Annotated in this window: 26 protein-coding genes; 19 read left to right on the plus strand and 7 right to left on the minus strand. The window is 65.6% G+C overall.

Annotated elements, in window-relative coordinates:
* The 7 genes from cobO (at position 1) to cobT (ending at position 6,470) form a co-directional block, all read left to right on the plus strand.
* A complete protein-coding gene (cobO, locus tag LPA35_RS01515; protein WP_121508745.1) occupies positions 1-570 on the plus strand; it encodes a cob(I)yrinic acid a,c-diamide adenosyltransferase in 570 nt (189 codons plus the stop codon).
* 58 nt (positions 571-628) lie between these two features.
* Complete coding sequence (gene cbiB / locus LPA35_RS01520; protein ID WP_228895907.1) at positions 629-1,585, plus strand: adenosylcobinamide-phosphate synthase CbiB; 957 nt, start codon at positions 629-631, stop codon at positions 1,583-1,585.
* Positions 1,582-2,649, plus strand: coding sequence for an aminotransferase class I/II-fold pyridoxal phosphate-dependent enzyme (locus tag LPA35_RS01525; protein WP_228894613.1), 1,068 nt, complete (start codon positions 1,582-1,584; stop codon positions 2,647-2,649). The genes cbiB and LPA35_RS01525 overlap by 4 nt, the downstream gene beginning before the upstream one ends.
* Positions 2,646-3,440: a HipA family kinase gene (locus LPA35_RS01530; protein ID WP_228894614.1), complete on the plus strand. Its 795-nt coding sequence runs from the start codon at positions 2,646-2,648 to the stop codon at positions 3,438-3,440. The genes LPA35_RS01525 and LPA35_RS01530 overlap by 4 nt, the downstream gene beginning before the upstream one ends.
* Positions 3,427-3,819 (plus strand): DUF3037 domain-containing protein, encoded by a 393-nt coding sequence (locus LPA35_RS01535; RefSeq protein ID WP_056064330.1) that lies wholly within the window; start codon positions 3,427-3,429, stop codon positions 3,817-3,819. The genes LPA35_RS01530 and LPA35_RS01535 overlap by 14 nt, the downstream gene beginning before the upstream one ends.
* A 35-nt stretch (positions 3,820-3,854) precedes the next feature.
* Complete coding sequence (locus tag LPA35_RS01540) at positions 3,855-5,336, plus strand: cobyric acid synthase (RefSeq protein WP_228895915.1); 1,482 nt, start codon at positions 3,855-3,857, stop codon at positions 5,334-5,336.
* A 63-nt stretch (positions 5,337-5,399) separates the two neighbouring features.
* On the plus strand, positions 5,400-6,470 hold the full coding sequence (gene cobT, locus LPA35_RS01545; protein ID WP_121506907.1) for a nicotinate-nucleotide--dimethylbenzimidazole phosphoribosyltransferase: 1,071 nt from the start codon (positions 5,400-5,402) through the stop codon (positions 6,468-6,470).
* Between the two features lie 25 nt (positions 6,471-6,495).
* Here the strand turns inward: cobT and LPA35_RS01550 are convergent, their stop codons facing one another.
* Positions 6,496-7,605 (minus strand): GGDEF domain-containing protein, encoded by a 1,110-nt coding sequence (locus LPA35_RS01550; protein WP_370641362.1) that lies wholly within the window; start codon positions 7,603-7,605, stop codon positions 6,496-6,498.
* Between the two features lie 284 nt (positions 7,606-7,889).
* On the opposite strand from LPA35_RS01550, the gene LPA35_RS01555 reads away from it, so the two are divergent.
* The 8 genes from LPA35_RS01555 (at position 7,890) to LPA35_RS01590 (ending at position 14,525) form a co-directional block, all read left to right on the plus strand.
* Positions 7,890-8,960 (plus strand): ABC transporter ATP-binding protein, encoded by a 1,071-nt coding sequence (locus LPA35_RS01555; RefSeq protein WP_228894620.1) that lies wholly within the window; start codon positions 7,890-7,892, stop codon positions 8,958-8,960.
* Positions 8,961-9,021: 61 nt separating this feature from the next.
* Positions 9,022-10,335, plus strand: coding sequence for a PotD/PotF family extracellular solute-binding protein (locus tag LPA35_RS01560; protein ID WP_142145117.1), 1,314 nt, complete (start codon positions 9,022-9,024; stop codon positions 10,333-10,335).
* Between the two features lie 184 nt (positions 10,336-10,519).
* Complete coding sequence (locus tag LPA35_RS01565; RefSeq protein WP_228894621.1) at positions 10,520-11,431, plus strand: ABC transporter permease; 912 nt, start codon at positions 10,520-10,522, stop codon at positions 11,429-11,431.
* Between the two features lies 1 nt (position 11,432).
* Positions 11,433-12,320 carry an ABC transporter permease gene (locus LPA35_RS01570; RefSeq protein WP_228894622.1) on the plus strand — a complete coding sequence of 296 codons (888 nt, stop codon included), beginning with the start codon at positions 11,433-11,435 and terminating at the stop codon, positions 12,318-12,320.
* A gap of 13 nt (positions 12,321-12,333) precedes the next feature.
* Positions 12,334-13,095: a GntR family transcriptional regulator gene (locus LPA35_RS01575; RefSeq protein ID WP_121506904.1), complete on the plus strand. Its 762-nt coding sequence runs from the start codon at positions 12,334-12,336 to the stop codon at positions 13,093-13,095.
* Positions 13,096-13,111: 16 nt separating this feature from the next.
* Entirely contained in the window at positions 13,112-13,858 is a 747-nt protein-coding gene (locus LPA35_RS01580; RefSeq protein WP_228894623.1) for an aspartate/glutamate racemase family protein, read from the plus strand.
* Between the two features lie 53 nt (positions 13,859-13,911).
* Positions 13,912-14,136 (plus strand): AbrB/MazE/SpoVT family DNA-binding domain-containing protein, encoded by a 225-nt coding sequence (locus LPA35_RS01585; RefSeq protein WP_056169497.1) that lies wholly within the window; start codon positions 13,912-13,914, stop codon positions 14,134-14,136.
* Positions 14,133-14,525: a type II toxin-antitoxin system death-on-curing family toxin gene (locus LPA35_RS01590; protein ID WP_121419644.1), complete on the plus strand. Its 393-nt coding sequence runs from the start codon at positions 14,133-14,135 to the stop codon at positions 14,523-14,525. Before LPA35_RS01585 ends, LPA35_RS01590 begins: the two co-directional genes overlap by 4 nt.
* An 89-nt stretch (positions 14,526-14,614) precedes the next feature.
* Here LPA35_RS01590 and nth read toward each other — a convergent pair whose 3' ends face one another.
* Positions 14,615-15,253: an endonuclease III gene (nth, locus tag LPA35_RS01595; RefSeq protein WP_055395271.1), complete on the minus strand. Its 639-nt coding sequence runs from the start codon at positions 15,251-15,253 to the stop codon at positions 14,615-14,617.
* Positions 15,254-15,340: 87 nt separating this feature from the next.
* Positions 15,341-15,817, minus strand: a complete 477-nt coding sequence (locus LPA35_RS01600) for a GyrI-like domain-containing protein (protein ID WP_055395273.1) — start codon at positions 15,815-15,817, stop codon at positions 15,341-15,343.
* A 120-nt stretch (positions 15,818-15,937) separates the two neighbouring features.
* Between LPA35_RS01600 and LPA35_RS01605 the strand changes: the two genes are divergently transcribed.
* Both LPA35_RS01605 and LPA35_RS01610 read left to right on the plus strand, forming a co-directional pair.
* Complete coding sequence (locus LPA35_RS01605; protein ID WP_228894624.1) at positions 15,938-17,128, plus strand: PLP-dependent aminotransferase family protein; 1,191 nt, start codon at positions 15,938-15,940, stop codon at positions 17,126-17,128.
* A gap of 7 nt (positions 17,129-17,135) precedes the next feature.
* The gene (locus tag LPA35_RS01610; RefSeq protein WP_015014770.1) at positions 17,136-17,363 is read left to right on the plus strand and encodes a SlyX family protein; all 228 of its coding nucleotides are present in this window, start codon (positions 17,136-17,138) and stop codon (positions 17,361-17,363) included.
* Positions 17,364-17,377: 14 nt separating this feature from the next.
* Here the strand turns inward: LPA35_RS01610 and LPA35_RS01615 are convergent, their stop codons facing one another.
* Positions 17,378-18,010: a TetR/AcrR family transcriptional regulator gene (locus LPA35_RS01615; protein ID WP_228894625.1), complete on the minus strand. Its 633-nt coding sequence runs from the start codon at positions 18,008-18,010 to the stop codon at positions 17,378-17,380.
* A 97-nt stretch (positions 18,011-18,107) separates the two neighbouring features.
* On the opposite strand from LPA35_RS01615, the gene LPA35_RS01620 reads away from it, so the two are divergent.
* Entirely contained in the window at positions 18,108-20,162 is a 2,055-nt protein-coding gene (locus LPA35_RS01620) for an NADPH-dependent 2,4-dienoyl-CoA reductase (protein ID WP_228895917.1), read from the plus strand.
* A 96-nt stretch (positions 20,163-20,258) separates the two neighbouring features.
* On the opposite strand, the gene LPA35_RS01625 is transcribed toward LPA35_RS01620, so the two are convergent.
* The 3 genes from LPA35_RS01625 to pstS form a co-directional block, all read right to left on the minus strand.
* Positions 20,259-20,915, minus strand: coding sequence for a 3'-5' exonuclease (locus LPA35_RS01625; protein WP_228894626.1), 657 nt, complete (start codon positions 20,913-20,915; stop codon positions 20,259-20,261).
* Positions 20,916-20,996: 81 nt separating this feature from the next.
* On the minus strand, positions 20,997-22,529 hold the full coding sequence (locus tag LPA35_RS01630) for a CYTH and CHAD domain-containing protein (protein ID WP_228894627.1): 1,533 nt from the start codon (positions 22,527-22,529) through the stop codon (positions 20,997-20,999).
* A gap of 100 nt (positions 22,530-22,629) precedes the next feature.
* On the minus strand, positions 22,630-23,700 hold the full coding sequence (pstS, locus tag LPA35_RS01635; protein WP_228894629.1) for a phosphate ABC transporter substrate-binding protein PstS: 1,071 nt from the start codon (positions 23,698-23,700) through the stop codon (positions 22,630-22,632).
* Positions 23,701-23,995: 295 nt separating this feature from the next.
* On the opposite strand from pstS, the gene LPA35_RS01640 reads away from it, so the two are divergent.
* Positions 23,996-25,648: a methyl-accepting chemotaxis protein gene (locus tag LPA35_RS01640; protein ID WP_228894631.1), complete on the plus strand. Its 1,653-nt coding sequence runs from the start codon at positions 23,996-23,998 to the stop codon at positions 25,646-25,648.
* The last annotated feature ends 47 nt before the right edge of the window (positions 25,649-25,695 follow it).

The raw sequence follows: 25,695 nt of genomic DNA on the forward strand, positions 1-25,695 counted from the left end.
ATGCAGATCGAAACCCCGCCGACCGAAAAACGCTACGAAAAGCCCGAGGGCGAACGCCGGGGCCTCATCATCGTCAACACCGGCGACGGCAAGGGCAAAAGCACGGCCGCCTTTGGCCTGGCGCTGCGCGCCCATGGCCGGGGCAAGGCTGTGAAGATCTTCCAGTTCATGAAGGTGCCCACCGCGCGTTTTGGCGAGCACCGCATGTTCGAGCAGATTGGCCTGCCCATCGAGGGGCTGGGCGACGGCTTCAGCTGGAAGAGCAAAGACCTGGAGCACTCGGCCCAGCTCGCGCGCGACGGCTGGGAAAAGGCGCGCGCCGCCATCCTGTCGGGCGAGCATTTCCTGGTGGTGCTGGACGAGATCACCTACCCGCTGATCTACGGCTGGCTGCCGCTCGACGGCGTGTTGCAGACCCTGCGCGATCGCCCCAAGGACGTGCACGTGTGCCTCACCGGCCGTCGCTGCCCGCCCGAGATCATTGAGCTGGCCGACACCGTGACCGAGATGCAGCTGATCAAGCACGCGTTCAAGGCGGGCATTCCCGCGCAGCGCGGCATCGAAGATTAGTGAGGCCGCCGTGTCCGACCACTGGCTTTTGTTGCTCACACCCGCCGGGGGCTGGCCCATGGTGGCGGTGTGGATCGGCGTGCCGCTGCTGGCGCTGGCGGTGGACTGGTGGCTGGGCGAGCCGCCCGCTGCCTGGCACCCGGTGGTCTGGATGGGGCGGGCGCTGCAGTGGTGGGGTGAGCGCTTGGCGCCCCGGATGCCAGTGGCCCGAGATTTCAAGCTATTTTGGCGCGCAGCGCTTGTCTGGTGTGCGCTGGCTGCTATTGTTTTTATACTCGGTTGGGCGGCGCAGAAGCTGGTGCTGATGCTGCACGGTTTTGTGGCGGCGGCGTTGCTGGCACTGCTGCTCAAGCCCCTGCTGGCCTGGCGCATGCTGCACGATGAAGTGCTGGCGGTGGAGGTGGCGCTAGGCCAATCGCTGCCTGCCGGGCGTGCGCAGCTGGCCCGGCTGGTGAGCCGGGATGTAAGCGCGCTCACCGCCGTTCAAGTGCGCGAATCGGCCATCGAGTCGCTGGCCGAGAACCTCAACGACTCCGTGGTGGCGCCGTTGTTCTGGTTTGCGCTGCTGGGCCTGCCGGGCGCTGCGCTGTACCGCTTTGCCAATACGGCCGATGCCATGTGGGGTTACCCGGGCATGCGCGGCGGGCGGTACTGGCAATGGGCGGGCAAGTGGGCGGCGCGGGCGGACGACGTGCTGTCGTGGGTGCCTGCACGCATCACCGCCTTGTTGTTGTCGGTGGTCGCCAAGGGCCTGCCTTTTTCCACTCTCGCCCGCCAGGCGCGCAAGACGCCATCCCCCAACAGCGGCTGGCCCATGGCGGCCATGGCACTGGCGTTGAACGTGCGCCTGGCCAAGCCGGGTGTGTACACGCTGCACAGCAAGGGCCACCGGGTTGGGCCACTCGATACGCGGCGTGCCGCGCGCCTGGGCACGCAGGTGGTGCTGGCGATGGTGCCGGTGGCGGCTGCCCTTCAGCTGCTGGTCCTGGTTGCCTTTGCCTGGGTGCATGCATGACATTCCCAGGTCCTTTTTGCTTGCCTGTGCAATTGCATGGTGGGCCGGACGCTGCGGGCATCCCGGTGTTTGATTTTTCGACCAACAGCAACGCCTGCGGGCCCTGCCCGGAGGCGCTGCGCGCCCTCCAGTCGGCCGATGCCACGCGCTACCCTGACCCGGCCTACACGGCGCTGCGCGAGGCACTGGGCGCCTTCCACGGTGTATCGCCAGGGCGCATCGTGCTGGCGGCCAGTGCCAGCGAGTTCATCCACCGCACCACTGCGCTGGCCGCACAGCAGGGCGCAGTGCAGGTGGCGGTGCCGCCGCACAGCTATGGCGACTATGCTCAGGCTGCGCAGGTGCGGGGGCTGGATGTGCTGCGCAGCGGTGGTGCCGCGGCGGGTTTGCAATGGGCGTGCGAGCCGTCGAGCCCTTTGGGGCTGGAAGATCCCGCGCTGGGCGCTTGGCGGCCGGGCGATGCTGCTGCCTGGCGTGTGCTCGACTGCGCGTATGTCCCCCTGAGGTTGGACCCCGAGGGCGCATGGACCGGCGCACCGCAGCCGTACCTGCCATCGGCCTGCTGGCAGCTCTGGACCCCCAACAAGGCCCTGGGGCTGACGGGTGTACGTGCCGCCTATGCGATTGCGCCGCCAGACTGTGAAGAGCAGGCGCTGGGACTGACGGCCCTGGCGTCTTCCTGGCCCGTGGGTGCCCACGGCGTGGCACTGCTGCAGGCGTGGACGCAGGCCACCGTGCAGCAATGGCTGGTGCACAGCCTGCGCACCCTGCGCGACTGGAAGGCTCGCCAGCAGGCTCTGTGTATCGACCTGGGCTGGGCCTTGCACGCCGGCAGCCTGGCCAACTATTTCTGCGCGCAGCCCGCCACCAACACGTTGCAAAGCGATCTGGCCGCGCTGCGAGCCAGCGGCATCAAGCTGCGGGATGCGACGTCGTTCGGCCTCCACGGCACCGTGCGCCTGGGGGTGCTGGCGCCCGCGGCACAAGATGCGCTGCAGGCCGCATGGCAGGCGCTGCCGGGCCGTACCATCCCGCATTCCATCGGATCGAGGGAGACCTTGTGAGAACCATCACCGTCAATCGCTACGTCACGCCGCTGCGTGAAGGTGGCTCCATGCCCGCCATCGTCGAAGGCGACGACCTGGGCACCTACGTGCTCAAGTTCCGTGGCGCAGGGCAGGGCGTGCGCGCCCTGCTGGCTGAAATGATCGCGGGTGGCATCGCCCGTGCGCTGGGCCTGCCCGTGCCCGACATCGTGCTGGCCCTGCTCGACCCCGCCCTGGCGCAGACCGAGCCCGACCCGGAGATCCAGGACCTGGTGCGCGCCAGCGGTGGCCTGAACGTGGGGCTGGATTACCTGTCGGGCGCGCTCAATTTCGACCCGGCGGTGGATGTCGTGTCGGATGATTTTGCCTCGCGCCTCGTGTGGTTCGATGCCTTGGTGGGCAATGTGGACCGCACCGCGCGCAACACCAATCTGCTGATGTGGCACCGCCAGCCCTGGCTCATCGACCACGGTGCGGCGCTGACCTTTCACCACGCCTGGAACGGCACGGTGGCCCTGCCCGCCAAACCTTTTGCGCCCATTGCCGACCATGTGCTGCTGGCCCGGGCCACGCTGCTCGCGCAGGTGGATGCCGAGCTGGCCGCGCGCCTCACGCCCGAGGTGGTGGCGGGCATCCTGGCCGAGGTGCCCGATGAGTTCTTGTTGCTGGCCGGTGCCGACCACGAAGAAGGTCTGCTGACCGCCGCCGCCACCCACCGCCAGGCCTATGTGGACTACTTCTGCGCCCGTCTGGCTGGGCGCGCCATCTGGGTGAATGCGTTGAAGGAGGCCGTCGATGCACGCGCCTGAGGTGTACGACTACGCCATCGTGCGCGTGGTGCCGCGCGTGGAGCGCGAGGAATTCATCAACGCGGGCGTGATCCTCTCGTGCCAGCGCACCGGCTTTCTCCAGGCTGCCATCGCGCTCGACGAGGCGCGCCTGCTGGCCATGGACCCGCACGCCGACATTGACGCCGTGCGCCGCCACCTGGCCGCCATCGTGGCCATCTGTGCGGGCGACGAAGGCTGTGGCCCCATTGCGCGCCTGCCGTACCGCCAGCGCTTTCACTGGCTCACCGCCAAACGCAGCGCCATCATCCAGACCTCGCCCGTGCACACGGGCCGCTGCACCGATGCGGCTGCAGCACTTGAACACATCATGGACCGCATGGTCCGCCCACTGCCTTGACTGAAAACTCTGCTCCCCAATTGGCCCGTTGTGTGATGGTGCTGGGCACTACCAGCGGCGCGGGCAAAAGCTGGCTCACCACGGCGCTGTGCCGTTACTACAGCAACCTGGGCCTCAAGGTCGCGCCGTTCAAGGCGCAGAACATGAGCAACAACGCACGTGTGGTGCCTGGCCCTGCGGGTGTGATGGGTGAAATCGGCAGCGCCCAGTATTTCCAGGCCCTGGCTGCGCGTGCCGAGCCTGAGGTGCGCATGAACCCGCTGCTGCTCAAGCCCGAGGCCGACACGCACAGCCAGGTCGTGCTGATGGGGCAGGTGAGCGCCGAGCTGACCGCCATGCCCTGGCGCGGCCGCAGCGAAAAGGTGTGGCCGCAGATCGCGGCTGCGCTGGATGCACTGCGTGCCGAGAACGACGTGGTGGTGATCGAGGGCGCAGGTTCGCCCGCAGAGATCAACCTGCATGCCAGCGACATCGTCAACATGCGCGTGGCCCGCCATGCCGATGCGCGCTGCCTGCTGGTGACGGACATCGACCGGGGCGGCGCGTTCGCCCACCTGTACGGCACCTGGGCACTGCTGCCCGAGGACGAGCGCGCGCTGATCCATGGCTTTGTGCTCAACAAGTTTCGCGGTGATGCCAGCCTGCTGGCCCCTGCGCCGCAGATGCTGCAAGACCTGACCGGCGTGCCCACTGTGGCCACCATCCCCATGCAATGGCGCCACGGCCTGCCCGAGGAAGACGGCGTGTTCGATGACCGCACGTTGTCAGCGGGCGCGGTGCACACCACGGTGGCCGTGGTGGCCTACCCGCGCATCAGCAACCTCGACGAGTTCCAGCCGCTCAAGAACGTGCCCGGCGTGCGCCTGCTGTGGGCGCGCAGCCCGGCCGACCTGGGCGGGTTGAAGCCCACCGATTGGGTGGTGTTGCCCGGCTCCAAGGCCACCGCCTCCGACCTAGCCTGGCTGCGCGCGCAAGGGCTGGACCAGGCTGTTGCCCATCACGCGGAGCAGGGCGGCACGGTGCTGGGCGTGTGTGGCGGCCTGCAGATGCTGGGCGAGGCGCTGATTGACACCGCAGGCATCGACGGCAATGCGCCGGGCCTGGGCCTGCTGCCGCTGGTCACCACCTTCGAGGTTGCCAAGACCGTGCAACGCACCCAGGCGCATTTTGGTGCGGTGTTGGGGGCCTGGGCTGCGCTGGCGGGTGTGTCTGTCACGGGCTACGAAATCCACCACGGCCAGACCGCCCAGCACCCGGCCATGGCTGCCAAGGGCGATGTGGCGCGCGAGGTCATCCCCGGCATCGCCTGGCAGAACCCGGCAGGCAACGTGCTGGGTGTGTACCTGCATGGCTTGCTGGAAGACCCTGCTGCGCTGCAGGCCCTGTTTGGCCGTGTGGGTGCGGCGCCCGTGCCCACGCTCGATGCGGTGTTTGAAGGGCTGGCCCGCATGGCGGACGCCAGCTTTGTGCCCGGTGCGCTGCGGGCGTTGATCGCCCCAGATCCGGCCACCGCCTGAGTGCTGTTGCCCACGGCCTTCAGCCCTTCCTGTTTCCTTTTTCATTCTGTTGTCTCACACACCATGCACTCCCTGGCCCAGTTCACCGTCCCCGCCATCGCCGATATTTCCGACGCTCCGTTGACCGCCCGTCTGCAGCACCTGCTCGACAACAAGACCAAACCGCTCGGTTCACTGGGTCGGCTGGAGTCGCTGGCCCTGCGCATCGGCCAGGTGCTGGGCACCGAGGCCCCCGCGCTGCTGCAGCCGCAAATGCTGGTGTGCGCGGGCGACCATGGCCTGGCGGCCAAGGGGGTGTCGGCCTTCCCCAGTGACGTGACCTGGCAGATGGTGGAGAACTTTCTGGCCGGTGGCGCTGCCGTGAGCGTGCTGGCTCGCCAACACGGCCTGGCCCTCACCGTGGTGGACTGCGGCGTGGCCAAGCCCATCGCGCCGCGCGATGCCGCCCCGGGCGCGCCCCAGTTGCTGCTGCGCAAGGTGGCGCCCGGCACGGCCGACGCGTCGGTCGGCCCAGCCATGACTGCGGAGCAATGCGCTCAAGCGATCACCAACGGTATAGAGGTGGTGCGCGTCGTGCCCGGCAATGTGCTGCTGCTCGGCGAGATGGGCATTGCCAACACCTCGGTCGCATCGCTGCTGCTGGCGCGCCTGGCGGGCCTGCCCCTGGCGGACGTCACGGGCGCTGGCACGGGCCTGGATGCTGCAGGCATCGAGCGCAAACGCGCCGTGTTGCAGCAGGCGCTGGACGCGAATGCCGAGGCCACCACGCCGCTGGCCGCATTGGCCGCGCTGGGCGGCTATGAGGTGGCCACGCTGGTGGGCGCTGTGTTGCAGGCAGCGCTTGAGCGGCGCGTGATTGTGGTGGATGGCTTTATCACCAGCGCTGCCGTGCTGGTAGCCAGCCGTCTGCAGCCTGCGGTGCTGCAGCGCTGCGTGTTTGCGCACCGCTCGGGCGAGCGCGGCCACAGCCTCATGCTGGCGCAAATGCAGGCCGAACCGCTGCTGGACCTGGGCCTGCGCCTGGGCGAGGGTTCGGGCGCTGCGTTGGCGTGGCCGCTGTTGCAGTCGTCCTGCGCGGTGCTGGCAGAAATGGCGAGCTTTGAATCGGCCGGTGTGGCCACGCAGACGGCTTGAACCTGCTGGACTTCCCTGCGTCGTATCAAGCGATGCAGGTCCGGTTGCGCCCCTCGTTCTTGGCTCGGTACAGCGCCGCATCGGCACGCGACAGCATGGCATCCAGCGTTTCGTGGGGGCCGGTCCAGCTGGTCAGCCCGATGCTGACCTCGCAGTCCAGGGGATGGCCGGCGGACAGCGTGGCGTGGATGCGCTGGGCCACGCCCTGGGCGGCGGCAGTGTCTGCGTCTGGTAGCAGCACCAGAAACTCCTCGCCGCCGTACCGCCCCAGCCGATCCGCGCGGCGCAGCACCTGGCGGGTGCATTCTGCAAAATGCACCAGCACCGCATCGCCATGCTGGTGGCCCCGGGTGTCGTTCACGGCCTTGAAGTTGTCCAGGTCCACCATCATGATGGACGGCCCGTTGCCGTAGCGCTGTGCGCGCTCCAGCTCTTCATCGCAGCGCTGCAGCAGCGCTCGGCGGTTCAGTGTGTTGGTAAGGGAGTCGTGGGTGGCCAGGTGTTCCAGCTCGGTACGCAGGCGGTCGGTGGCCATGAGCACCGCGCCGATGGACAGCATGAGCACTGTGATCACATAGGCCCCGATGTACAGCGTCTGGAACAGCGAAGGCTCCATCAGGTCGGCACCGGCATTCCCGGTCACGATCGAGATCAGCCGCACGGCCAGCACCGCCATGTGCAGGGCCAGCACCACCTCCACCAGCCGCACGGGGAAGTTGCGCCCACCGTGGCGCAGCATGAAGCGCATCTGTGCGATGTAGATCACCTCCATGACCACCGTGAAGAAGCCGACCCGCATGGCGTAGTTGGGCTCCCAGTAAGTGAGCACGATGAACACCAGTGTGGTGCCCACCATCAGCCAGTTCCAGGGCCGCCAGACGGTTGGCTGCCCCATGAAGCTGCGCGTGCCCATGTAGTAGGTGACGGTGCCCAGCACCAGCAGTTGGTTGGCGAGCACCAGGCTGAGCCAGTCCGGAATGAGTCCGCGCGCACCGAACAGCACGGTGGACACCAGCCACAGCAGCGGCGCTGCGGCCCAGGCGCCCACGCCGCGGATGGAAGGCGGGTAGTAGCGCCGCATGAACAGCAGCACGATGGCCATGATGGCGGACATGAAGCCCGCCATGGCAATCATCGAGCGTGGGTCGAGGTTCATGCGGCGAGCGCGGAAGGGCTGTACGTAAGAAATTGTTTCTTGATGCCGAGGCCAGTATAGCCACGCACCTGCGTGCGGACGTAGGGTGATTTACTAAATCCCGCAGTGCACCGTGTGCACCATAACGAGCTGCGTCTGGGCCGACTGTGGTGCACAAGCGCTTTGGTGCAGGTGTGGCCGCGCACAGTGGTGGTGCATTTTGTATGCAAAACAAATAAAACATTGTGTACAAAGTTGGCACAGGCTTTGCGTACGGCAGGTTCATGCAAAGCCTCACCCCCGAGCCGACTCCGGCCGCCATCGAGATCGTCGCCCTCACCAAACGCTACGCCCAGGGCAAGCCGGCGGTGGATGCGATAAACCTTCGCATTGCCAGCGGGAGCTACTGCTGCCTGCTGGGCCCCTCGGGCTGCGGCAAGAGCACCACGCTGCGCATGATCGCAGGGCACGAGTCGGTGACCAGCGGCGACATCCTGCTGGAGAACCGCAACATCACTGACCTGCCCGCCGCCGCGCGCGGCACGGCCATGATGTTCCAGAGCTTTGCGCTGTTCCCGCACCTGTCTGCGCTGGACAACGTGGCTTTCAGCCTCAAGATGAAGGGCGTAGCCAAGGCCGAGCGCCAGGCCAAGGCGCGTGACCTGCTGGAGCGCGTCGCGATGGGCCACCTGGCCGAGCGAAAGCCCGCCGAACTCTCTGGCGGGCAGCAGCAGCGCGTAGCGCTGGCGCGGGCCCTCATCACCCAGCCGCGCGTGCTGCTGCTCGACGAGCCGCTGTCCGCGCTCGACCCCTTCCTGCGCATCCAGATGCGTGCCGAGCTGCGCCGCTGGCAAAAAGAGCTGGGCCTGACGTTTATCCACGTGACCCACAGCCAGGAAGAGGCCATGGCCCTGGCCGACACCATGGTGGTAATGAACCACGGCGTGATTGAGCAGGTGGGTTCACCCCACGAGGTCTACAACAGGCCCGCCAGCGAATTCGTGGCGCGCTTCATGGGTGGGCACAACGTGATCGACACGCCCGAAGGCAGGGTGGGCGTGCGCACCGACCACCTGCAGATTGCCCCCGCCAGTGCCGAGCTGCCCTGGGGTGCCCAGTGCATGCAGGCCGTGGTGACCGATGTGGAGTACCAGGGCACCTACGTGCTGCTGGGCCTGCAAAAGCAGGGCGTGGCCTTGTCGGCCAACGCCACGGCGGCGTACTCGGTGATGGTGTCCGAGGCCGCGTTTGCCGCGCAGCCTTACCAGGTGGGGCAGGGCGTGCAACTGCATTGGACGCCCGACCAGGCGCACCCGCTGTCTGTGCCCACTCCCGCAATGGCCGTAGCCGCTTGACCGCCTCGCAACGCCTCCTCTTTTTTCACCCGTCCCCTTCCGCAACCCAAGGAGTTTTCCCATGTCCGATGCTTCCCGTGCTGATTCCCCTGTTGTTGTCTCCGATGCCACTGGCGTTGTCCGTGAAGCCACTGGTGTGGCTCGCCGCTCGCTGCTCAAGGGCACGGCGGGCATCCTGGCCGCTGGCATGTTCCCGGCCGTGCATTCGCAGGAAAAGATCGTGCTGCGCTACCTGGGCACGGCGGTGAACCAGGACAAGGCGATTGCCGAGAAGTTCAAGGCCGACACCGGCATCGAGATCCAGTACGTGGCCGTGACCACGGACGACGTGACCAAGCGCGCCGTCACCGCGCCCAACAGCTTTGACCTGATCGACACCGAGTACTTCTCGCTGAAAAAGATCGTGCCCACCGGCAACCTCAAGGGCATAGACACCAAGCGCATCAAGAACGCCGACAAGATCACCACGCTGTTCACCACCGGCCAGGTGGCCGGCAAAGCCGTGGGCGACCAGGGCACGGCGCCCAAGAAGGTGATCTACCTGGAGGGCGAAAAGTCCAAGAAATTTGCGACTGCGCCCACGCAGTTCATGAGCCTGATCCCCACCGTGTACAACGCTGACACGCTGGGCATCCGCCCCGACCTGATCAAGCGCCCCATCAACTCCTGGGCCGAGCTGCTCAACCCCGAGTTCAAGGGCAAGACCGCGATTTTGAACATCCCCTCCATCGGCATCATGGACGCCGCCATGGTGGTTGAGGCCATGGGCATCTACAAGTACCCCGACAAGGGCAACATGACCAAGAAGGAGATTGATCTCACGATCAAGACCCTGATCGAAGCCAAGAAGCAGGGCCAGTTCCGCGCGCTGTGGAAGGACTTCAACGAGTCGGTGAACCTCATGGCATCGGGCGAGGTGGTGATTCAGTCGATGTGGAGCCCGGCTGTGACGGCCGTGCGCACCAAGGGCATTGCCTGCAACTTCCAGCCCCTGAAAGAAGGCTATCGCGCCTGGGCCGCCGGCTTTGGCCTGCCGGCCACGCTGAGCGGCCGCAAGCTCGATGGCGCGTACGAGTTCATCAACTGGTTCCTGGACGGCTGGGCTGGTGCCTACCTGAACCGCCAGGGCTACTACAGCGCCGTGCTGGAGACCGCCAAGTCCAAGATGGAAGCCTACGAGTGGGCCTACTGGATGGAAGGCAAGCCCGCCACGCAGGACATCAAGAGCCCCAATGGCGATGTGCTCGCCAAGGCCGGTGCAGTGCGCGACGGCGGCAGTTATGAGTCGCGCATGGGCGGTATTGCCTGCTGGAATGCGCTGATGGACGAGAACAACTACATGGTGCAGAAGTGGAATGAGTTCGTCGCGGCGTAGTAGAGGTTTCACCCCCTGAGGCGCTGCGCGCCTTCCCCCTCTCTCGACCCGCTGCGCGGGTCGGGAGGGGGACGCCCCCGGTGCGGCGGGGCGGCCCTTGCACGGGGGCACTGGCCTTGGGCAGCGCCAGTCTCAAGAGCAAGCGCCGAACGGTAGACCTTTGGATTCATTGATTGCAAACACCATGAGCACCACCACCCCGTCCTTACCTGCTGCAGCCGTCCCCGGTCGTAGCATTGCCGCCTGGTGGCAGGCCGCGCCGTTCACGCTGGTGTTCGCGCTGTTTTTTCTGATTCCGCTGGCGCTGATCGTGATGGTCAGCTTCTGGGACTTCAATGAGTACGAGCTGTTGCCGGGCTTCACGTTCAAGAACTACGTGTCGATCTTCGCGGGCTGTGGTGATGCGTCGGAGGGCCTGTGTGTCACGCTCAAGACGTATTACTCCACGCTCAAGTTCAGTTTTTTGGTGTGGCTGATCACACTGGTGATCGGCTTCACCGTGGCCTATTTTTTGGCTTTCCATGTGCGCTCTTCGGGCATGCAGACGCTGCTGTTCGTGCTGTGCACCATTCCGTTCTGGACATCGAATGTGATCCGCATGATCTCGTGGGTGCCGCTGCTGGGACGCAATGGGCTGGTCAACCAAACGCTGATGGGCATGAACCTCATCGAAACACCTGTGGAGTGGCTGCTGTTCTCGGACTTCTCGGTGGTGCTGGCCTTTGTGCACCTCTACACCATGTTCATGATCGTGCCTATCTTCAACAGCATGATGCGCATCGACCGCAGCCTCATCGAGGCCGCCAGCGACAGCGGTGCGAGTGGCTGGCAGACGCTGTGGAACGTGATCGTCCCGCTGTCGCGCACCGGCATCATCATCGGCTCGATCTTTGTCATCACCATCGTCATGGGCGACTTCGTCACCATCGGTGTGATGGGCGGCCAGCAGATCGCCTCCATCGGCAAGATCATCCAGGTGCAGACGTCCTACCTGCAGTTCCCGCTGGCGGCGGCCAATGCCGTGATCCTGCTGGCCGTGGTGCTGATGATCATCTGGGGCCTCACGCGCCTCGTCGACATTCGCAAGGAGCTGTGAGATGAAAGTCCGTGAATCTCGTCCCGCCAGCTTCTGGCCCCTGGCCATCTTCTTTGCGCTGTTCGTGCTGTTCATGTACGGGCCCATGTTCGTCATCTTCATCCTGAGCTTCCAGGGCCCCGAGGGCGGGCTGACCTTCCCCATGCGCGGCGTGTCGCTGCACTGGTTCTCCAAGCTGGCCGAAGGGCTGGGCGTGGTGGACATCGGCGCGGCGCTGTGGCGCTCACTGGGTCTGGGTGTGGCGGTGATGCTGTGCACGGTGGTGCTGTCGGTGCTGGCCGGTCTGGCGTTTCGCAAGCGGCTGGCGGGCGGCAACACGCTGTTCTTCATCGTGGTGGCCAGCCTCATCATGCCGTCCATCATCGTGTCGCTGGGCATCGGGCTGGAGTTCCGGCTCATCGACAACGGCATCAAGGCGGCCCTTGAATGGCTGGGCATGGAGAGTGCGCTGGAGGGCTACGGCACGTCGCTGGGCCTGTTCACCTCGGCCCTGGGCGCGCACCTGACCTGGACGCTGCCGTTTGGCCTGCTCATCATGTTTGCGGTGTTCAACCGCTTCAACCCTGCGTACGAAGAAGCCGCACGCGACCTGGGCGCCACGCCCTGGCAGGGCTTTGCGCATGTGGTGCTGCCGCTGATCGCTCCCTCGGTCGTGGGCATTGGCATGTTCGGCTTCACGCTCAGCTGGGACGAGATCGCCCGCACCTCGCAGGCCATTGGCGACGTGAACACGCTGCCGCTGGAGCTGCAGGGCCTCACCAGCACAGTGACCACTCCCTCCATCTACGCACTGGGAACGCTGACCACCGTGGTCTCCTTCGTTGTCATGGGTATCACGCTGGCGCTGGTGTGGGCCTTGGGCCGCAGGCGCAAGGGCCGTTCGGGGTAAAAACGGCGCCCTTATGACAACCACCCTCCCCAAGCCCCGGCGCGCGCGCGCTGCGGTCACCGAACCGCCCGTGCAGCCCGACACGACAGGCCAGCTCAGCGACAACGACATGTACGACCGCATGATCTCGGCCATCCTCGACCACCGCCTGCCACCCGGCACCAAGCTGGTGGAGGACAAGCTGGCGGCGGCCTTTGGCGTGTCGCGCACACGCGTGCGGCCCGTGCTGGTGCGGCTGGCCAACGAACAGGTCGTCACGCTCACACCCAACCGGGGCGCATCCATCGCCCAGCCCACGCCGCAAGAGGCGCTGGAGGTGTTCGAGGCCCGCCGCCTGCTGGAACCGCGCCTGGTGGAGCTGTTCATTGCCAATGCCACCGATGCCGACATCGCCGCGCTGCGCACCTGCATCGACGACGAAGAGGCCGCCCGCGCGAGCGGTGACATGCGCCGCGCCATCCGTCTCTCGGGCGACTTTCACCTGCATATTGCGCAGGCTGCGGGGCACCAGACGTTAGGCCGCATCCTGCGAGAGCTGGTCTCGCGCACCTCGCTCATCCTCATGACCTACAGCCCCAGCCATGCGCGCGAACGCGAAGAGGCCACCGCCTGCGGCTGCCGCGAGCACCGGGCGTTGATTGATGCGATCCGCCTGCGCGATGCGCGCGAGGCCGCGCGCCTCATGCTCAAGCATTTGGCGCGCATTGAAACGCAGCTGGAGTTCACGCCACCGGCTGCCGACACGCCCGACCTGGCGCAACTGCTGGGCGCCTGAATCCTGCCACCTTGTTATGCGCCAACTGCTCGTCATCAACCCCAATACATCGGCCAGCGTCAGCAACTTGCTTCAGCGGCATGTGCAGGCTGCATCGGGCTTGCATGTAGCGGTGCGCACGGCCACGGCGCGTTTCGGCGCCCCCTACATCGCCTGCGAGGCCAGCTATGCAGTGGCGGCCCACGCCGCGCTAGATGCCTGGGCGAATGAACTGTCACAACACCAGCCGCAGCCTGATGCCGTGCTGATAGGCTGTTTTGGCGACCCGGGCCTGATGGCGCTGCGCGAAAGCAGCCCCGTGCCTGTGACTGGGCTGGCCGAAGCGTCTTTCATCGAAGCCGCTCGCCACGGGCGCTATGCCATCGTTACGGGCGGCGAGCGCTGGGGACCCATGCTGCAGCGCTTGGCGCAGGCGCTGGGCCACGCGCACGCGCTGGCTGGAATCCACACCGTGGCACCCACCGGCGCTCAACTGGCCGCCGACCCCGAAGCCGCCCGCACGCTTCTTGCCCAGGCCTGCCGCGACGTGGTGCGGCAAATGGGTGTGCAGGCCGTCATCCTGGGCGGGGCGGGGCTGGCCGGCATGGCTGCTCTGGTGCAGCCGCAGGTGACGGTACCGGTGATCGATAGTGTGGTGGCTGGTGCCACCTGGGCGCTGCGTGCGCACCCCGTGCCTCCAGAGCGCAAAGTGCCTGGATTCGATGTGGCGTGGGCGGGGGTGTCGGGGGAGATGACAGCGCTGGGAGTGGCCGGGGTGGTTTGACGCGGGGTGGTAGAAAGTCTAGTATTACGTTTGTAATTACTCGGAGGTTTCCCATGCACACTCTCAAACTCACCCAGGTGGGCAACTCTGTCGGCGCGATTTTCCCAAAGGAACTGCTGGCGCGGTTGCAGCTGGAAAAGGGAGACGAGCTGTATGTGACGGAATCGCCTGACGGTTTGCGGATCACCACCCACAACCCCGAATTTGAAGCGCAGATGCGCGTGGCGCGCGAGATCATGAAAGAGCGCCGGGCCGTACTGCACGAGCTGGCCAAATGAGCGAATGGGTCTGGCTGAACCGCGCCGTCATCATTGCCATCCACGAAGTGCAGCTGGCCGAACATGGGGGCGGGACAGGCGTCCGCGATGCGGGTTTGCTGGATTCGGCCCTGGGCAAGCCGCAGCAGTTGAACAACTATGGCGAGCCGCCGCCTGATGCAGCCGCGCTGGCAGCCTCGTATGGCTATGGAATTTCGCGCAACCATCCGTTTATTGATGGAAACAAGCGAACGGGCTATGTGGCGGCCGAATTGTTTCTGCGGCTCAATGGCTGGAGGCTTAACGCTGACGATGCATCGTGTGTGGTCACCATGCTCGCTGTTGCCGCTGGCGATATCACCGAAGAGGCCTTTGCCGCCTGGCTGCGGGCACATGCCGTCGCTTGCTAACGGAGGTTCCAAGCATTTTCTGTTCTAGCGCTTGACCAATAAGCGCTAGTTGCTATAAAAAAAGAAGCAATTTGCCTGGTTCGTTCAACTCAAGGCGCCAACGTCTTCGGCTGGTAGTCGCAATACCTGCTCACCGCACACTCCCAGCAGCGCGGCTTGCGTGCCTGGCACACGTAGCGGCCGTGCAGGATGAGCCAGTGGTGCGAATCCACCGCATACTCGGCGGGCACGCGCTTCATCAGCTGCAGTTCCACCGCCAGCGGGTTCTTGCCGGGCGCGAGGCCCGTGCGGTTGCTTACGCGAAAGATGTGCGTATCGACCGCCATGGTCGGCTCGCCGAAGGCCACGTTCAGCACCACATTGGCCGTTTTGCGGCCCACACCGGGCAGGGCTTCCAGGGCTTCGCGCGTGCGCGGTACCTGGCCCCCATGCTGCTCCACCAGGATGCGGCAGGTCTCCATCAGGTTCTTGGCCTTGGTGCGGTACAGGCCGATGGTCTTGACATAGCCCTCCAGTCGCTCAAGCCCCAGGTCCAGGATGGCCTGCGGAGTGCCCGCTACCGGGAACAGCTTGCGCGTGGCCTTGTTCACGCCCACGTCCGTGGCCTGGGCCGACAGCAGCACGGCAGCCAGCAGCTCGAACGGCGTCGTGTATTCGAGCTCCGTGTTGGGCATGGGGTTGGCGGCCTTCAAGGTGGCAAAGAAAGGCTCGATGTCAGACGTCTTCATGGGGGCGGGTTGTGTCGTTTATGTACTGCGGCATGCGGGGCTGCGCCCGCGCCTGCATCGTTTTCGCGAGGGTTAGAACGAACTGCCTCAGTGGGTGCGCTGCACCGCCAGGCACAGCCAGCAGGGGAACGCGCCGGTGGCGGGGTTGACGGCAAAGTCTTCGTCGTAGACCTCGATGGCGGGCCGAGGGGCAGCTTCCCAACCTGCGGGGATCTGGCCCGGGGCCATCATGCTGGCCCAGGCCGCGCCAATCTCCGGCCCGGTACCGACGAAACGCAGGCAGGCGTAATCGCCACCGGCAAAGTCCTGGATCATGGCCTCCGTGCCGGTGCGCAGCCCCACGCCCACCTGCACGCAGGCGTCGTAGCGGCATTGCGCGGGCGGGGTGCATGCGGGGTTGTCCAGGCTGATGCCGTAGTACTTGGGGCGTGGCTCGCTCAAACGATTTGCTTCGCACCAGCGGCCGAACCGTTCCCAAAGTTGCGTGAGCGAGGGGCCATAAGGGCCTGTCTGGCGCATATAGGCAAGGCGCATGCGGGGCAACTGACGGATTTCGAGGGGCATAGTTAGTCTCGGTAGTTGTGCGGTGGGCCAGGTTTTTGCCCTCGCAGTCTAAGCCGCAGGAAACCTGCACGGCAATTGGCGACAATGCGGAATCCTTTGCCACCAACTTCTGCCCACGCCATGCAATTCGCCGACCGCCTGAACAACGTAGAAACCTCCGCCATCCGCGAACTCTTCAAGCTGCTGGGCAAGCCCGGCATCATCAGCTTTGCGGGCGGCTTCCCTGACAGCGCCATGTTCGACGTGGAGGGCATCCGCGCTGCCAGCAACGCCGCCCTGGCCGAAGAACCCGGCGCCGCGCTGCAATACGGTGCGACCGAGGGCTACAACCCGTTGCGCGAACAACTGGCCGCCTTCATGGCCAGCAAGGGCGCAAAGGACGTGGCCGCCGACAACCTCATCGTCACCACCGGCAGCCAGCAGGCGCTGGACCTGCTGGGCAAGACGCTCATCAGCCCCGGCGACAAGGTGATCGTGGAAGGCCCGACCTTCCTGGCCACCATCCAGTGTTTTCGACTGTATGGCGCCGAACTCATCAGCGCGCCCATCGATGGCAATGGTGTGAAGACCGACGAGCTGGAAAAGCTCATCGCCGAGCACAAACCCAAGTTCGTCTACCTGATCCCCACCTTTGGCAACCCCAGCGGTGCCATGCTGAGCCTGGAACGCCGCAAGGCCGTGCTGGAGATGGCCGTCAAGCACAACACCTTGATCGTCGAAGACGACCCCTATGGCGACCTGTACTTTGGCGACGCGCCGCCCCCCAGTCTGCTGAACCTGTCGGCCACCGTACCCGGCAGCCGCGATCTGCTGGTGCACTGCGGCAGCTTGAGCAAGGTGCTGTCGCCCGGCCTGCGCGTGGGCTGGATGATTGCCCCGGCCGAGTTGTTGGGCAAGGCCACCATGTGCAAGCAGTTCAGCGATGCACACACCAGCACCTTTGCCCAGGCCACGGCCGCGCAGTACCTCAAGGCCGGCCGCATGCCCGCCACGTTGGCCAACGTGCGCAAGGTGTATGCCGAACGCGCCCAGGCCATGGGCGATGCGCTGCGCAAGGAGCTGGGGGACGCCATCGAGTTTGTGCAGCCCCAGGGCGGCCTGTTTGTGTGGGCGCGCCTGACGGGTGCTGGCGGCAAGGTGGCTGACGGCAATGTGCTGGCCAAGCGCGCGATTGAAAAGGGTGTGGCCTTTGTGCCCGGCACGCCGTTCTTCTGCGCCAACCCCGACCACGCCACCTTCCGCCTGTCGTTCGCCACGGCCGATGTGGACAAGATCCGCGAAGGCGTGGCGCGCCTGGGCCAGGCCATCTGAAGCGTCGATGTCTGACGCCAACGATCTCGCCAACGTTCTCCAGCGCCTAGAAAGCCTGGAGATCAAGGCCAGCTTTACCGAAGACCTGCTGGACCAGTTGAACATGACCATCTACCAGCAGCAGCAACTGATCGACCGGTTGACGCACGAGGTCATCCAGCTGCGCCAGCAGGCGCCCGAGGGTGGCTCGAACGGCCCGCGCAACCTGCGCGACGAGCTGCCGCCGCATTACTGATCGGATCGCTCGGTCTACGCCCTGACGGACCGCCACGCTGCGTCCGCCAGCTCTGCGCGGTACGTGGTGGGCGAGGGCAGGCCGCCCTGGCCTGCATTGCCTGACAGCCACGCCCTGCAATAGCTCTGCACCGGCCCCATCACCAGCGACGGCATCAGCTCGCACGGCAGGTTGCGCAGCGCGCCCGATTGGCGGTGGGGCTCGAACCAGGCCACCAGGGCCTGGTTGCGGCGCCGCGCTGCCTCGGCCAGGTCGGGCGTTCGCGGGCCCGCTGCCACGGCGCCCCGGGACTGGAAAAGAAAACGCGCCCGCTCGGGCTGCGCCACCACCCAGTCCAGATAGCCGGTGACCAGGGCCAACACGCCCGCCTCCACGCCCTGGGCGGCATCCAGTTGCGCCTGCACGCTGCGCGACTGGTCGTGAAAGATGTCAAAGAACAGCGCCGCCACGATGCCGTCGCGGTTGCCAAAGTGGTGATAGATGCTGCCCACGCTGGCCCCGCAGCGCGCCCGCACGCCGTCGATGGTGACTGCATCCACGCCGCCTTCGGCCGCGCAGGCCAGGGCGGCGTTCAGGATGTCTTGGCGGCGGTCGGTGGTTGCTTCGGCAGGGGATGAGGTGGGGTGCGGGGAATTGCGGCTTGCCATGGAACGGGATTCTAGAATAAAGTTCTAGAAAATACTTCTAGTCCACGATCCTTCCATGCATTCCTCTCCTATTGCCGCCCCTGCAGCCGCTGCCTCCATGCCCGGCACTGCCTTGTACCCGCACCTGCTTGCCCCGCTCGATCTGGGCTTCACCACCCTCAAGAACCGTGTGCTCATGGGCTCCATGCACACCGGGCTGGAGGACGGGCGCGACCTGTCTCGCATGGCGGCGTACTTCCGCGAGCGGGCCGAGGGGGATGTGGGCCTGATCGTGACGGGTGGCTTTGCGCCCAACATCGCGGGCTGGGCCAAGCCGTTTGCGGGCACGTTGGCGACCTCGGGCGCCGCCAAACGCCACCGCGTGGTGACCGACGCCGTGCACGGTGCGGGCGGCAAGATCGCGCTGCAGATCCTGCACACGGGGCGCTACGCCTACCATCCGCTGGCGGTGGCGCCCTCGCGGCTGCAGTCGCCCATCTCGCCGTTCACACCGTTCGCGCTGTCGGCGCGCGGGGTGGAGCGGCAAATTCGTGCGTTTGTGAACTGTGCCGTGAAAGCGCGCGAGGCGGGCTACGACGGCGTGGAGGTGATGGGATCTGAGGGCTATTTCATCAACCAGTTCCTGTCGCAAACCACCAACCTGCGCACCGATGCCTGGGGCGGCGACTACAGCCACCGCATGCGCCTGCCGGTGGAGATCCTGGCCCGCATGCGCGAGGCCGTTGGCAAGGACTTCATCATCATCTACCGCCTGTCGATGATCGACCTGGTGCCCGGCGGCAGTGCGTGGGACGAGATCGTCACCCTGGGCAAGGCCGTCGCTACGGGCGGGGCCAACATCGTCAACACCGGCATCGGCTGGCACGAGGCGCGGGTGCCCACTATTGCCACCAGCGTGCCGCGCGCAGCGTTTGCCTGGGTCACGCAGAAGATGAAAGCCGAGTTTGCGGCGGCGGGCATTGCCACGCCGCTGGTCACCTCCAACCGCATCAACACGCCCGAGGTGGCCGAGCAGGTGCTGGCCGATGGCTGCGCCGACATGGTGTCGATGGCGCGGCCACTGCTGGCTGATGCGGCGTTTGTGAAAAAGGCTGCGCAAGGCCGGGCAGACCGCATCAACACCTGCATCGCCTGCAACCAAGCCTGCCTGGACCACGTGTTCCAGAACAAGACCAGCAGCTGTCTGGTGAACCCGCGCGCTTGCCACGAGACCGAACTGGTGTACCGCCCGGTGTCGTCGCGCAAGCGTGTGGCGGTGGTGGGCGCAGGGCCAGCAGGCCTGACCGCCGCCACAGTGGCCGCCGAACGCGGGCACGAGGTGCATCTGTTCGACGCCGCGCCCGCCATCGGTGGTCAGCTCAACATGGCCAAGGTGATTCCTGGCAAGGAAGAGTTCCACGAAATGCTGCGCTACCTGGCCGCGCGGGTGGAGGACACAGGCGTGCAATTGCACCTGAACCAGCGCGTGTTGGCCCCCGACCTGGCGGGCTATGACGAAGTGGTGATTGCCACTGGTGTGGAGCCACGCGACCCGAAGATCCCCGGCCAGGACCACCCCAAGGTGCTGAGCTACATCGACGTGCTGCGCCATGGCAAGCCGGTGGGTGAGCGCGTGGCCATCATCGGCGCGGGCGGCATCGGCTTTGACGTGGCCGAATTCTTGACACATGGCGACCACCCTTCCACCACGCTCGATCTGCCCGCCTGGAAGGCCGAGTGGGGCATCACCGACCCGGCCGAGGCGCGCGGTGGTCTTGCGCCCAGCGGCCCGCGCGTGACGCCCCCTGCACGGCAGGTCACGCTGCTGCAGCGTAAGAAGGGCAAGCTCGGCGCGGGCCTGGGCAAGACCACCGGCTGGATCCACCGCACCACGCTCAAGATGAAAGAGGTGCAGATGGTGAGCGGCGTGAACTACGAGCGCATTGCCGACGAAGGGCTGCTGGTGTCATACGGCGACAAGCGCGAAGACCCCACCTGGATTGCGTGCGACACCGTGGTGCTGTGCGCGGGGCAGGTGCCCCTCTTCAGCCTGGCGCAGGAACTGGAGGCTGCCGGCCGCAAGCCGCACCGAATTGGTGGCGCGCTGGAAGCGGGCGAGCTGGATGCCAAGCGCGCTATCGACCAGGCGGCGAGGCTGGCTGCGCGTTTGTGAGGGGAGTGCGGCCAGAATCTAAGAAAAATTGGCCGCTAGCGCTTGATGGATAAGTGCTGGAAGCTATTGTTTTGATAGCAAATGGCTGCTGCCTGGCTATGCGCCTTGATGCGTGGCAGAGCCCTCCAGCGCGTTGAACACCCGCAGCGCTGCCCACGCATCGTTGGCTGCGTAGACCAGTTGGGCCTCAGTCAGCCGGGCGTTGGCCCAGTTCGATGTCGCGGCTTTCTTGGACTTGATGAAGCGCTTGTTGAACAGCACGGCCACGGCGCCTTTCACGCCCATGTCTTTGCGGTAACCACGCTGTCGGAACACGGTGTTGAGCTCCAGCACATCGGCTGGTTGTACGCCCAGTTTGTGCTGGATGCGTTTGGTGTCATCCCCCAGCCCAAAGCCCGCCTTGGTCACGCCGCGCAGGGCCAGGAGCTCGGCCACGCGGGCACGGCAACCGGGGTCGTGCAGCTGGAACACCCAGGCGGTTTCCAGCGTGGCCAGCTGCACGATGTGGGGTCCGTCGGACTGTTCACCCTGCACAAAGGTGGGTTTGGATTCGGTGTCGAACCCCCAGGCGCTGGCCGCTGCCAGAGCATCACAGGCCTTGTCGGCCTGTTCTGGGGTGGCAACGAGGCTGATGCGGTCCGTGCCCAGGCGCTCGAAAGGTTCCAGCAGGGCGATCTGGTCTTTGTCGGGGGTGCTGCGGTGGGCGGTGCGCGAAGGCGGGTGGGGGCGCTGGGAAGGGGGAGATACCGTCATGGACCCATTGTGCCGTGCCAGCTTGGGAACCCCGCTGTGCCCCGCGATGGGGGTACGGCGCGTCTACTGCAGCCACCGCTCTCAGCGCTTGCCCGCCTTGCGCAGGCGGGGCATGTCGGCAAGGTGGGCCAAGGCCTTTTCGCAGTCAGCCACCGTCAACGCCTCCCGTGCAGTCAGCCAGCCCATGCCAAACCAGGCCCGCGGGTCCATGGCAGCGATGTCGCTGTACAGCGCGCGGGCCACCCGTTCATCGCCCAGCCGGCCCAGAGCCGTCAGCGCAGGCTGCAGGCTGGCGAGGAACGATTCCCCCTCGGCGTCCAGTGCAGGCGCGACAAATTCCGTCAGGTAGCGCAAACGCTTCAAGCGCTTGCGCAGGCGGTGTTGTTCCTCCACCGGCAGGGCGGCAAAGTCTTGGGAGCCTTGGCGCACCTTGGCGTGCAGGCGGCGCAATCGCTTCTGCAGCAGGCGGCGGGTGTCCTTCGCGTCCAGGGCTTCTTCTGCGGCCGCCGGCGGGGCGTCCTCGCCCTGGGCCGTGAACGCCATGAGGGCGATCAACGCTGCCTGAAACGCTGGCATGCGCACGATGGCGGCGGCGGCGGATGGGGCGGGGGCGTGCCCCGCCGCCACAATCACATCCAGGGCAGGCGCACCCGCATCGCGCAGATCGGCAACGATGGACTGCAGGGCTTGCCCCTGGTCGCGCAGTTGGCCCAGGCGCTGGAACACCTCCACCAGCGGCGGCTCCCAGGCGGGGTCGAATGCGCCGGGTGCCAACGGCGCCAACTCGCGCAAGGCGGTGCGTAAGCGGCGGATGCCGATGCGCAACTGGTGCACATGCTCTCCATCGCCCCCGCCTTCGACGATCTCGCTGGCGTTGGCCAGGATCTGGTGGAGGCAATGGGCCACTGCCGCGCGCTGCAACGCGCGCCCGTTCAGGAAGTGCTTTGGGAGGCCACTGGCCTTCATCGGGGTGGCCTTGGTGGCGGGCCGTGCCCATTGCGGGGCCAGCAGACGCTCGCCTCGCTCAGCCTTGGACACCGTGCTCAGAAACAGCCCATGCCGTGTGGCCCACCGGGTGGCGATGGCCACCAGGCCCGCCAGCGGGCCGGCCTTGAGTTCCAGCTCCAGCTCGCAGATGCGGGCCTCTTTCTGCTGCGGCGTGCCGCGATGGGCGATGACCCGGCCGATGTCCAGAGCCAACTCCACCACACCGCCCTTGAAGGCGATGTCCCGTGTCACGCGGTCCATCTCGGTGCCGTAGGTTTCGGTCAGAGGGCCGCTGGCGGCCTGCAGAGCACCCAGCAGCCGTGTGCCCGCCACGGTGCCTGCGTGCAACTCAGGCTGGGGCTCTGGGGCGGGGCCTGTGGCGTGGCCCCGGTCCACGTTGTGCTCCTCGCGGTCCAGCGGTCCGTTGCCCAGGGCCTTGACGGTTTGCACCCACTGGTCGCCCTCGCGGCGCAGCCGAAAAGCAATGCCACGCGACGACAGCGCTGCATCGGGCGTATCGAAGTAGCGGGCCTCCATGCGGATGTGCGCGTGTGTGCCCCTGCGCGCGGCGGCCTGCACCGCAGCCAGGCGCTCTGGGGGGATGCAGAACTTGAACTCGATTTCCATGAAGACGGCGCCTGGTGGTGGGGGCGGCAGAGCCTGCCGGTAAAAAGATTAATAGAAATCCCAGTGAATGATTTTAAAGGCGAAAACCATGAGTGCCAGATTATTGCTGCAAGGGTGCGGAGGATGAAATCAGGCTCATGCCCAGCGGAGTGCCATTTTTATCGCGGATGGAGGTAATTGCTTTGAAAGCCGATGCCTGAACCCGGTCTGGTAATCGAACAAAATTGTTTTCATGGACGAGGGTATCGCCATTGAGAAACGACCAGATAATGAATTTGAGGGCCAGGGTGGTTTGCTCTGGATTTTGAGTGACTTTGGGGAACACCACAAACGTGCCCATGGTGATGGGCCACACGGCTTTGCCGGGTTTTTGTGTCAGCGTATTGTGGAAGGCCCCGGTGGCTGGCCACTCGCTGTTGGCCAGTGCGGATTTGAAAGCGTCGATGGAGGGTTTCACAAAAACACCCTCGGCATTTTTCATCTGCACCGATGCCAGGCCATATTCGGCCACATACCCAAAATCCACATAACCGATGGCACCCGCCGTGTCGCGCACACCCTTGGCCACCCCATCGCTCCCCTTGAAGGCCAGAAATCCTTCGGGCCATTGGATGCTTGTCTTGGCTCCGTGGGAAGCCTTCCATTTCGGGCTGACCTTGCCCAGGTAATCGGCGAAGTTGTAGGTGGTGCCCGAGCCGTCGGCACGCACCACCACCTTGATGGGCATGTCGGGCAGCGGAGTCTCGGGGTTCAGCGCGGTGATCTCGGGGGCATTCCAGCGGCTGATTTCACCCAGGAAGATGCGGCTGAGCACCTCGCCCGTCAGGCGCAGCTGTGCGTTTTGGACTTTGGGCAGGTTGACGATGGGGCTGATGCCGGTGATGGCCACAGGCAGCGCGAGCAATCCGTGTTCGATGAGGTCCTTGTCAGGTGGGTAGACATCGGTGGCGCCGAAGCCCACGGCCTGTTGCTGGATCTTTTTCATGCCTGCGCTGGAGCCCACCGGATCGTAGTCCACCCTGGAGCCGGTGGCTTTGGCGTAGGCCTTGGCCCAGCTGCGGTAGATGGGGGCTGCGGCCGACGAGCCTGCGCCCGTTACGGCTTGTGCCCTGGCCTGGTCCGCCTGTAGCAGTGCAAGTGCCAGCATGAATACGGCATAGATATATTTCATGGATTTTTGTATGTTGGTTTTAATTAATAAGGATGTGGCTGTGAAATTCTGACCATGGGCCTATGCCCGGGAGGGACATTGGAGTGATTTATGAAGTCTCAGCTTGTCAAAGCGGCGCCGATTTTAACCACTGAAATGAATGGGGAATGTTTATCCTATCGTCATTATTTTGTCACTTGAAACAATTAGTATCAGCTGAGGCAGACGTAGACCTTGCTGGCAAGGCGTGCGCGCCAGCTGATGCGGTGGCAATGACCCCGGCTGCCCGCCCAGTGAACCTTCATGAGAGATTCAGATGCTTCAAAAAATCAAGATTGGCACCCGGCTGGCGCTGGCGTTTGCAGTGCTTTTGCTGCTGATTTCTGCACTGGCTGCGGGGGGCATCAGCGGTGCCAAGCGCCTGACCGAGCGCAGCGCGGCGCTGTATGGTGACCGCACGGTGCCCCTGGGCGTGCTGGCAGAGATCAGCCACCTGACGCAGCGCAACCGGGTGCTGGTGATGGACATGCTGATGGACCCGGGTACCAGCAACCTGCAGGCCAGCCACGCCGCGTTGACTGCCAACGTGGAGCGCATCCACGCGCTGTGGACGGCGTATTCCGGCAAGGCGCTGGGTGCTGAGGAGCAAGGTCTGGCGCAGGCCTTTGCCGATGCCAATGCCACCTTCCTGGACAAGGGTCTCATCCCGGCTGCCTCGGCATTGGTGGCAGGCAAGTACGACGATGGTTCCGAGCTTTATATCAACCAGATCCGCCCCAATGCGGCCAAGGTGCAGGACGCCATCGAGAAGCTGGTAGCCCTGCAGATCAACGTGGCGGCGGCAGAGTTTGCCGGCGCACGGGAGATGAGCAACACCATTCACTGGTGGATGCTGGCGGCCACCGGGCTGGCCCTGGTGGCGGGCGCTGCGATGGCGTGGGTTATCACCCGCTCCATCTCGCGCCCTTTGCGCCAGGCGGTGGTGCTGGCCCGCACGGTGGCGGGTGGCGATCTGAGCGCACAGATCGATGTGCGCGGCACGGATGAAACCGCAGAATTGCTGGGCGCCCTGCGGGAGATGAACCACCAGCTGGTGCGCGTGATCACCGAGGTGCGCTCCAGCACCGAAACTGTGGCGCAGGAGGCCGTGCTGATTGCGGGCGGCACCGAAGACCTGGCGCGCCGTACCGAGGTGCAGGCGTCCAATCTCCAGGAGACGGCCGCCTCGATGGAGCAGCTCACCATCACCGTGCAACACAACACGGACAACGCCCACCGCGCCACCGAGCTGGCCCAAGAGGCCGCCAAGGTGGCCAACGAGGGCGGCAGTGTGATGCGCGACGTGATCACCACCATGCAGGAGATCAGCGTGCAGTCGCAAAAGGTCACCGACATCATCAAGGTGATTGATGACATCGCGTTCCAGACCAACCTGCTGGCCCTCAATGCGGCGGTGGAGGCGGCCCGCGCGGGCGAGCAGGGACGCGGCTTTGCCGTGGTGGCGGGCGAGGTGCGTGGACTGTCCCAGCGCAGCAGCACGGCCGCCCGCGAGATTCGGGGCCTGATTGCCGCCAGTGTGCGTGGTGTGGAGCGCGGGTCCACCCTGGTGGGCCAGGCGGGCGAGCGGGTGGCCAGCACCGTGCAGCGTGTGGACGAGGTGATGGAACTCATCAGCGAGATCAAGGACGCGGGGCAGGAGCAGGCCCGCGGCATTGCGCAGATCGGCGAAGCCGTGCGGCAGCTGGACGCCGCCACGCAGAAAAATGCCGCGCTGGTGGACGACAGTTCGTCGGCATCCACCGGCATGAAGAATCAGGTTAGGCGCCTGCTGGAGGTCGTTCACCAGTTCAGGCTGGCGCCTGACGGCGCTGGGGATGCCTTCGAAGGAGGCTACCGAGGTACGCAGCCACTGCCTGCCCTGCCAGCAGGGGCTTCATCCCCCAAGCAATTGTCCCTGGCACCCCGCTGACTGGACGCACAGGACCGGTGCGGTGCAGGTCATCAGATTCTTTTGCT

The sequence above is a fragment of the Acidovorax sp. Leaf73 genome, assembly GCF_916855635.1.
Taxonomy (GTDB): Bacteria; Pseudomonadota; Gammaproteobacteria; order Burkholderiales; family Burkholderiaceae_C; genus Acidovorax; species Acidovorax facilis.